Genomic DNA, 8856 nt, shown 5'->3' with positions numbered 1-8856 from the left:
ACACAGGCCGTCGTAGGAGCGGGTTCACCCGCGAAAGGGCCGGCCCTGCTGGCCAATTTCCACCCGCCGTTCCCCGTCGCCGCCGCCACCGTATTCGCGGGTAAACCCGCACCTCAAGGTGGCCGTGTAAACCTACGAAAAACGGGGCATGCCATTACTGGCATGCCCCGTTTTCATACAGCTGATGCGACTCAGGCGACCTTGACGATCCAGCCTGCTGGTGCTTCTACATCGCCGCTCTGGATGCCGGTCAGCTCGTTGTAGAGCTTCTGGGTAACCGGGCCGACCTTTTCCAGGTCGTGGAACACGTGCAGCTTGCCGTTGTACTCGATGCCGCCGATCGGGGTGATCACGGCTGCGGTACCGCAGGCACCGGCTTCGACGAAACGGTCCAGCTTGCTGATCTCGACATCGCCTTCGATCACGGTCAGGCCCAGACGCGATTGCGCCAGCTCCATCAGCGAGAGGCGGGTGATGCCTGGCAGTACCGAGGCCGATTTCGGGGTAACGAACTCGTTGTTGGCGGTGATGCCGAAGAAGTTGGCCGAACCGACTTCCTCGATCTTGGTGTGGGTCAGCGGGTCGAGGTAGATGGCATCGGCGAAGTTGGCCTTCTTCGCTTCAGCGCCCGGCTGCAGGCTGGCAGCGTAATTGCCACCGACCTTGGCCGCGCCGGTGCCCTGCGGGGCAGCACGGTCGAAGCTGGAAATCTGGAAGCTGTGCGGCTTCATGCCACCCTTGAAGTACGAACCAACCGGGATGGCGAACACCGAGAAGATGAACTCGGGGGCGGTGCGCACGCCAATGTTGTCGCCGGTGCCGATCACGAACGGGCGCAGGTACAGGGCGCCTTTGCCGTGCGGTGGCACGAACTTTTCATTGGCCTTGACCACTTGCTTGCACGCTTCGATGAACACATCGGTCGGCACGTGCGGCATCAGCAGGCGTGCGCAGCTGCGCTGCATGCGGGCAGCGTTCTGGTCCGGGCGGAACAGGTTGATCGAGCCGTCCTTGCAACGGTAGGCCTTCAGGCCTTCGAAGCACTGCTGGCCGTAGTGCAGGGCCGTGGAGCCTTCACTGATGTGCAGTACGTTGTCTTCGGTCAGGGTGCCCTTGTCCCACTCGCCATTGCGCCATACGGACAGGTAGCGTTTGTCGGTCTTGATGTAGTCGAAACCCAGCTTGTCCCAATTAATGCTTTCGTTGCTCATGACACCCTCATTGTCTTGCAAGTGCCCGATCGCTCGGGCTGCTGTTATATGCGCACCATGCCACCTTAATACATCCTTGGCGGATCGGGAACGGCCAGTCACGAATTGATAGGCTGCGATGCTTTTTTTTCGGTTTCTACAACAGCAAGTACTCATCCAGCGCCAGGTTTTCCAGCAATACCACATCATGGGACGCCACTATCAGCGCCCCGCGAAACTGCCCAAGCATGTGTTCCAGGGCTGTCAGCGATGGCAGGTCCAGGTGGTTGCCAGGTTCGTCCAGCAGCAATAGATCGAGCGGCCGTTCGCGGTACAGCACGGCGGCCAGCGCCGCCTTCATACGCTCACCGCCGCTAAGCAGGCCACTGGGCAGTTCGATACGGGCCGCATCCAGGCCCAGTTGCGCCAGGCGGCTGCGCAATTTCCCCTGGGCCATCGTCGGGTTGGCTTGGCGTAGGTGTTCGAGCACGCTACGGTTGCCTGCCAGTGTGCTGCAGTGCTGGTCGAGCAGGGCGGTCTCACCACTGAGGCGCACATTGTCGGGCGATGCCGGCAATTCCCCATTCAGCAGCCTGAGCAGGGTAGACTTGCCACTGCCATTGGCGCCGATCAGCCCTACGCGCTGGCCCAGGCACAAGCGCAGGTCAAGCGCTTTACGGGTGCCATGGGGCAAGCAAAGTGCCTGCAACGCCAACACTTCTCGGCCCGGATGACGCTGAGGTGTGGGCGTGTGCAAGGTAATAGCGCTGTCTTGCTCCACCTCGCGGGCGGCGTCACGCACTTTGCCCATAAGCGTTTGCCGAGCATCGCGATGCTCGCGGCGCTGCTTGCCGGCAGTGGCCTGGCTGCGCTCCTGCTTGCGGTCGACCAGAATCTTGGCCTGGTTGGCGTGCTTGGCTTGGCGCCCGGCCCGGGCCTGATGGCGCTCCAGGTCTTCGCGTTGGCGCTGCAGTTCACGGGCCTGTCGTTGCTGCGCCTGCTTCAGCCGGGCAAGTTGCTGCTGGGCCTGCGCCGTCTGGTTGGTTTTTTGCGCACTATAGAGGCTGTAGTTGCCACCATAGGCCTGCAAGCCCAGGCTGGATAGTTCGACAATGCGTGCCATGTGCGCCAGCAGGCTGCGGTCGTGGCTGATCACCAGCAAGCCACGGTCCCAGGCTTCGATCATGCTCAGCAACTGGGCGCGGGCGTTGCTGTCCAGGTGATTGCTTGGCTCGTCGAGGATCAGGTAATCGGCACCGCTGAGCCACGCGCCAATCAGTGCCACGCGCATGGCTTGGCCACCGCTCAGGGTCCGAGCGGGCTGGCGCCAGTCAAGTTGACCCAGGCCGTGGCCCTGAAGCTGCAGCTGCAATTGCTCGCGCATATCCCAGCGCTCGCCAACGGTGTCGAAATCCTGGGGCTCGATGCTGCCTTGCTCGATGCGCTCCAGCGCCGCAATCACCGGTCCCACTTGGGCCAGGTCGGCCAGCGTGGCGCTGCGCTCGATGACTTGCTGGTCCAGCAAATGGACAGGTCCGAGGCGCCGACAATGGCCGCTGCTCGGTTCACGCTGGCCGGCAAGAATCTGCCCTAGCAGGCTTTTGCCCACGCCATTGCGCCCGACCAGGCCGGTGCGGCGTTGGTCGAAGGTTTCGTTGAGGTTGCTAAACAGCGGCCTGCCATCAGGCAAGGCCAAGGAGACGCTGTCCAGCGTCAGAATCGACGTGTTCGTCATGCACAACTCCACAAATGCCGCGACATCTCCGGTACGAACCGGAGGCTGAAGACTGGCCGTCGAACAGACGGCGGCATCAATGGCGCATTGGACGAACACCTCGTAATTTAGAGACTGCGTAGCCTAACGGCCCTCTGGGGCCGGGTAAAGCACCGGCTGCCGGTTGGGGCTCAGCGCTGCGTCTGCAAGCGCTTGGCCCAGTCTCCGCCGTGGCCGTGCGCGCAGGCTTCTTCACTGTCGAATCGCACATGCCAGGCCGGATGGTCCAGCTCAATGCCGGCTTGCTCCAGCGCCAGGCCGGTAAGCGCCAGCATGCGCGCCTTCGCATCACCGACCACGGCCGCTGCCTTGTCGGCCTCTTGCTCGAATACCCAGGTGATACGCAGGCTGCTCGGAAAGTCCTCGGGGTCGAGGCGATGGGTAAGCCAACTGAAGCCGACAATCTCCGCCTTGGCGGTTTCGCAGGCATCGGTCAGGCATGCCACCAACTCCCGCTCCAGGCGGCCTATTTCGCGTTTGCCCAATGCCTTCATGGGTTGGCCTCGTCATCGATCTGCTGGCAAAAGCGCAGGCGGTTGCCGAACGGGTCCCGCCCTTGCATCTGCAGAAAATCCAGGTAAAAAGCCTTGGCCTTGTCGGCCGAGAATATGCGCAGTACAGGTATGGCGGGGGCGAGGGGCATGGTGCGTCCTTGACCGTGGATAAGGCGCCACTGTAGCGCACTTGCGCCCAGCGTTGTCGACCGGCCCCGCAGCAATGGTTGACCACCCGCCAGCCACTGCGTAGCCTTGCCACTTCGAGGTTCTTCGGCCTGGCCGAAGCTAAGACGGGAACGCGGTACAAGCCGCGGCTGCCCCCGCAACTGTAAGCACCGACAACGGATCGACACAGCCACTGCGCCAGCGCGCGGGAAGGCGTCATCCCGCCAGCCCGCCGTTCGACTGAACGGGGCATGGAACGGTGCAAGCCAGGAGACCTGCCTCGTCACGTTTTCGACTTTCAACCGGGCGGGGTGATCCGGTGGCGAACAAGCCCGGCCAGCCTGGCCTGCGGCTGTCGTCCTGCATGCCCGCGCCACACTGCCAAGGGCAATGCGACATGAAAACACTGGCCAAGCTCCCCGTCACCATCGTCACCGGCTTCCTCGGCTCGGGCAAGACCACCTTGCTGCGCCACATGCTCGACAACGCCCAGGGCCGCCGCATTGCGGTGATCGTCAACGAATTTGGTGAACTGGGCATCGATGGCGAAATCCTCAAGCAGTGCAGCATCGGTTGCACCGAGGAAGAAGCCAGCGGCCGCGTCTACGAGCTGGCCAACGGCTGCCTGTGCTGCACCGTGCAGGAAGAATTCTTCCCGGTGATGCGCGAGCTGGTGGCCCGCCGTGGCGACCTCGACCACATCCTCATCGAAACCAGCGGCCTGGCCCTGCCCAAGCCATTGGTACAAGCGTTCCAGTGGCCGGAAATCCGCAACGCCTGCACCGTCGATGCGGTCATCACCGTGGTCGACAGCCCGGCCGTGGCCGCTGGCACCTTTGCCGCCTACCCGGACCAGGTCGATGCCCAGCGCAAGCTCGACCCTAACCTGGATCATGAATCGCCCCTGCACGAGCTGTTCGCTGACCAGTTGGCCAGTGCCGACCTGGTGGTGTTGAACAAGGCTGACCTGATCGACGCCGAAGGCCTGGCCAAGGTGCGTGCCGAGGTGGCCGAAGAACTGCCGCCGGCGGTGAAAGTGATCGAGGCCAGCAGCGGCAAGCTGCCACTGGAGGTGCTGCTGGGCGTGGGTGCCGAGTCCGAGGCGCATATCGATGGCCGCCGAACCCACCACGATTCGCACCACGATGGCGACGATCATGACGATCATGACCACGACGCTTTCGACTCCATCTCCATTGACCTGCCTGAAGCCGACGAAAGCCTGCTGCTCGATGCATTGACCCAGCTGGTGGTGGAGTTCGGTATCCTGCGCGCCAAAGGCTTCGCCGCCATCCCGGGCAAGCCGATGCGCCTGCTGGTACAAGGCGTGGGCACCCGTTTCGACAAGCACTTCGACCGCGCCTGGCGCGCCGACGAGCCGCGCATCACCCGCCTGGTGCTGATTGGCCAGGACCTCGATGCCGCCCAGCTGGAAGCGCGCCTGCGCCAGGCGCTGGGCGCCTGACCCATGCACCTGCTGCGGACCCAGCCCGGTGGATTCGTACCGGATGACAGCATTGCCGACCTCGGCCAGACACCCGCCGAGCTGGTGATTCTCTGCAGCGGCGATTCACACCTGGCATTGCTCGCCGACACCGCCGAGCAATTGCCCGAAGACTTTCCCAGCCTGCGCCTGGCCAACCCGATGCAGGTGCAGAACCATGCCTCGGTCGACCTGTATGTCGACCAGGTGCTGCGTCACGCCAAGGTCATCCTGGTGTCGCTGCACGGTGGCGTTGGCTACTGGCGCTACGGCGTCGAACAACTGGTCGAGCTGGCCGCCCGTGGCGTGCAGCTGATTCTGGTGCCGGGCGATGACCGCCCGGACCCGGAACTGACCAGCCTGGGCAACGTCCGCGGTGAGCAGGCCGAGCGGCTTTGGCATTACCTGCGCCAGGGCGGCAAGGCCAATGCCATCAACCTGTTCAACTGCCTGGCCAGCCAGTGGCTGGGCCGCGACTATGCCTGGGACGAGCCGCAGCCTTTGCCGCGCACCGCGGTATATCACCCCGCCAAGGGCAGCGCGACACTCGAGGACTGGTACCCGCACTGGCACCCCGAGCAGCCAGTGGCGCCGCTGCTGTTCTACCGTTCGCACCTGCAAGCGGCCAATACCGCGTTCATCGACGTATTCTGCCAGCGCCTGCAGGCTGCCGGCCTGAACCCGTTGCCGATCGCCGTGGCCAGCCTCAAGGAAAGCGCCTGCCTGGAACAGGTCGAAGCCTGGCTGGACGAGGTCGGCGCCGAAGTGCTGGTCAATACCACCGGTTTCGCCTTGTCCAGCCCCGAGCGCCCCAACCTGCGCCCGTTCCGCCGCGACATCCCGGTGCTTCAGGCCATCTGTGCGCAGGACAACCAGCCTGGCTGGGAGGCCAGCGAACAGGGCCTGGGCGCGCGCGACCTGGCCATGCACATTGCGTTGCCGGAGCTGGATGGGCGCATCATCACGCGCCCTGTCAGTTTCAAGGACATGGCCTGGCGCAGCGAGCGCAGCCAGTCCGACGTTGTCTGCTACCGCGCCCACCCCGAGCGCATGGACTTTGTCGCCGAGCTGGCCCGCCGCTGGGTCGAGCTGGCCCGCCTGCCCAATGCCCAGAAGCGTGTGGCCCTGGTGCTGGCCAACTACCCGACCCGCGATGGCCGCATTGGCAATGGCGTCGGCCTGGACACGCCCGCCGCCGCACTCAACATCCTCAAGGCGCTGCAGGCCGAAGGCTACCCGCTGGCCGAACTGCCGGGCAGCGGTACGCAACTGATCCAGCAGTTGCTCGGTGGGGTGACCAACGACCTCGACCACCTCGACCAGCGCCCCTGTGCCCAGAGCCTGAGCCTGGCCGATTACCAGCTGGCCTTCGAGCGCCTGCCGCAGGCCAACCGCCAGGCAGTGCTGGAACGCTGGGGGCCGCCCGAACAGGACCCGATGTACCGCAGCGGCCGGCTGATGGTTGCCGGCCTGCGCTTTGGTTTGACCTTCGTCGGTATCCAGCCGGCGCGGGGCTATCAGGTAGACCCCAGCGCGGTGTATCACGACCCTGACCTGGTGCCGCCGCACGGCTACCTGGCATTTCACTTCTGGCTGCGTCACGCATTTGCCGCCGATGCGGTGATCCACGTCGGCAAGCACGGCAACCTCGAATGGTTGCCCGGCAAAGGCGTCGGGCTGTCGGCGCAGTGCTGGCCGGACGCGCTGCTCGGGCCGCTGCCGAACATCTACCCGTTCATCGTCAACGACCCGGGCGAGGGCGCCCAGGCCAAGCGGCGCACCCAGGCGGTAATCATCGACCATCTGATGCCGCCGCTGACCCGTGCCGAAACCTATGGCCCGCTGCGCCACCTGGAACAACTGGCCGACGAGTTCTACGAAGCGCAGTTGCTCGACCCTCGGCGTGCCCGCGAGTTGCAGCGTGACATCCTCGAGCTGGTCAAGGCCAACCACATCGACCGTGAGTTGCAACTGGAAGGGCAACTGGACGATGCGGCGCTATGGCTGCCGCGCCTGGATACCTACCTGTGCGACCTGAAGGAGTCGCAAATTCGCGATGGCCTGCACGTGTTTGGTCAGTCACCTGAAGGGCGGCTGCGCCTGGATACGCTACTGGCGTTGTTGCGGGTCGAGCGTGGCGACGGTCGTGGCGGCAATGCCAGCCTGCTGCGGGCCCTGGCGAAAGCACTGGTGCCGGGCTGGGACCCGCTCGATTGCGACCTTGGGCAGCCGTGGCAGGGCATACGCCCTGAACAGCTGCAGGCCATGAGCAATGAGCCCTGGCGCACTTGTGGCGACACCCGCGAGCGCCTTGAGCTGTTGGCACTGCAGGTGATTGGGCAGGCACTGGAGGGCACAGTACAGTTACCCGACCTGAGTGAGTGGCAACCGGTGCACGCTGTCGTGCAGGCCCTGTGTGAAGCGGTCGCACCCAGCCTGGACGCCTGCGGCACGGCTGAAATGCATGGCCTGCTGGCGGCACTGGCCGGGCGCTTCGTGCCCGCTGGCCCCAGTGGTGCGCCAAGCCGAGGGCGCCTCGATGTGCTGCCCACCGGCCGCAACTTCTATACCGTGGACGTGCGCAACCTGCCCACCACCACGGCCTGGCGCCTGGGCTTCGCCTCGGCCAGCCTGATCCTCGAACGCCATCTGCAGGACCACGGCGACCACTTGCGTCAGCTCGGCCTGTCGGTGTGGGGCACGGCGACCATGCGCACCGGCGGCGACGACATCGCGCAGGCCATGGCGCTGATGGGCGTGCGGCCTGTCTGGGCCACCGGCAGCCAACGGGTCGACGATTTCGAAATCTTGCCGCTGAGCCTTCTCGACCGCCCCAGGGTGGACGTGACCTTGCGTGTTTCCGGCTTCTTCCGCGATGCCTTCGGTAACCTGATCCGCCTGTTCGACGCCGCCGTGCAGGCAGTGGCCGCGCTGGACGAACCTGACGACCTCAACCCACTGGCTGCCCGTGTGCGCAGCGAGCGGGCAACGCTGCAGGCTCAAGGCATGGAGGCCGAGCAGGCCGCACGTCAGGCTGGCTGGCGGGTGTTCGGCGCCAAACCCGGGGCTTACGGTGCCGGGGTGCAGAACGCCATCGACGGGCGCTTGTGGCACAGCCGCGACGACCTGGCCGAGGTCTACCTCAACCACGGCGGCTATGCCTACGGTGGCAGCGACGACGGAACCCCGGCCCGCGCCCAGTTCGCCCAGCGCCTGGCCAAGGTGCAGGCGGTGCTGCAGAACCAGGACAACCACGAGCACGACCTGCTCGATTCCAACGATTACTACCAGTTCCAGGGCGGCATGCTGGCGGCCTCGGAAACCCTGTCCGGGGCGGTGGTGGCCAGCTACCATGGCGACCACAGCCAGGCCGACCGACCGCGCGTCCGTACCCTCAAGGAAGAGCTGAACCGGGTAATCCGTGCCCGTGCGCTCAACCCCAAGTGGATCGACGGGGTCAAGCGTCACGGCTACAAGGGTGCCTTCGAGATGGCAGCGACAGTCGACAACCTGTTCGCCTTCGACGCCACCACGCACCTGATCGACGATCATCATTACCAGGGGCTGGCCGATGCCTACGTGCTCGACCCGGCGACCCGCGATTTCATGCGCGAGCACAACCCCGAGGCCTTGCGCGACCTCACCGAGCGCCTGCTGGAGGCCCAGCAGCGCGGCTTGTGGCAGGCGCCGGGCGACTACCGCGAAGCCCTTGAGGAACAATTGCTCGACGGCGAGGAACAGGCTTGA

Annotated in this window: 6 protein-coding genes and 1 riboswitch; of the genes, 2 read left to right on the top strand and 4 right to left on the bottom strand. The window is 65.0% G+C overall.

The window, feature by feature from the left end; genetic code table 11:
* Nucleotides 1-191 precede the first annotated feature (191 nt).
* The 4 genes from ACF8EF_RS23145 to ACF8EF_RS23130 all read right to left on the bottom strand — a co-directional run bounded on the left by ACF8EF_RS23145 (nt 192) and on the right by ACF8EF_RS23130 (nt 3607).
* Entirely contained in the window at nt 192-1211 is a 1020-nt protein-coding gene (locus ACF8EF_RS23145; RefSeq protein WP_176683341.1) for a branched-chain amino acid aminotransferase, read from the bottom strand.
* Nucleotides 1212-1347: 136 nt separating this feature from the next.
* Nucleotides 1348-2925 carry an ATP-binding cassette domain-containing protein gene (locus ACF8EF_RS23140; protein ID WP_392462137.1) on the bottom strand — a complete coding sequence of 526 codons (1578 nt, stop codon included), beginning with the start codon at nt 2923-2925 and terminating at the stop codon, nt 1348-1350.
* Nucleotides 2926-3095: 170 nt separating this feature from the next.
* Nucleotides 3096-3458: a hypothetical protein gene (locus ACF8EF_RS23135; protein WP_392462135.1), complete on the bottom strand. Its 363-nt coding sequence runs from the start codon at nt 3456-3458 to the stop codon at nt 3096-3098.
* Nucleotides 3455-3607 carry a hypothetical protein gene (locus ACF8EF_RS23130; RefSeq protein ID WP_392462133.1) on the bottom strand — a complete coding sequence of 51 codons (153 nt, stop codon included), beginning with the start codon at nt 3605-3607 and terminating at the stop codon, nt 3455-3457. Before ACF8EF_RS23130 ends, ACF8EF_RS23135 begins: the two co-directional genes overlap by 4 nt.
* Before the next feature lie 100 nt (nt 3608-3707).
* A riboswitch (cobalamin riboswitch) is annotated at nt 3708-3924 on the top strand.
* Between the two features lie 99 nt (nt 3925-4023).
* Here ACF8EF_RS23130 and cobW point away from each other — a divergent pair.
* Together cobW and cobN are read left to right on the top strand one after the other, a co-directional pair.
* The gene (gene cobW, locus ACF8EF_RS23125) at nt 4024-5091 is read left to right on the top strand and encodes a cobalamin biosynthesis protein CobW (protein ID WP_003247913.1); all 1068 of its coding nucleotides are present in this window, start codon (nt 4024-4026) and stop codon (nt 5089-5091) included.
* Nucleotides 5092-5094: 3 nt separating this feature from the next.
* On the top strand, nt 5095-8856 hold the full coding sequence (gene cobN / locus ACF8EF_RS23120) for a cobaltochelatase subunit CobN (protein WP_392462132.1): 3762 nt from the start codon (nt 5095-5097) through the stop codon (nt 8854-8856).

This window comes from Pseudomonas sp. zjy_15, from assembly GCF_043101865.1.
Classification (GTDB): domain Bacteria; phylum Pseudomonadota; class Gammaproteobacteria; order Pseudomonadales; family Pseudomonadaceae; genus Aquipseudomonas; species Aquipseudomonas putida_Y.
The sequence above is the reverse complement of the archived record's forward strand: the minus strand, read 5'-3'. Positions and strand labels throughout refer to the sequence as shown.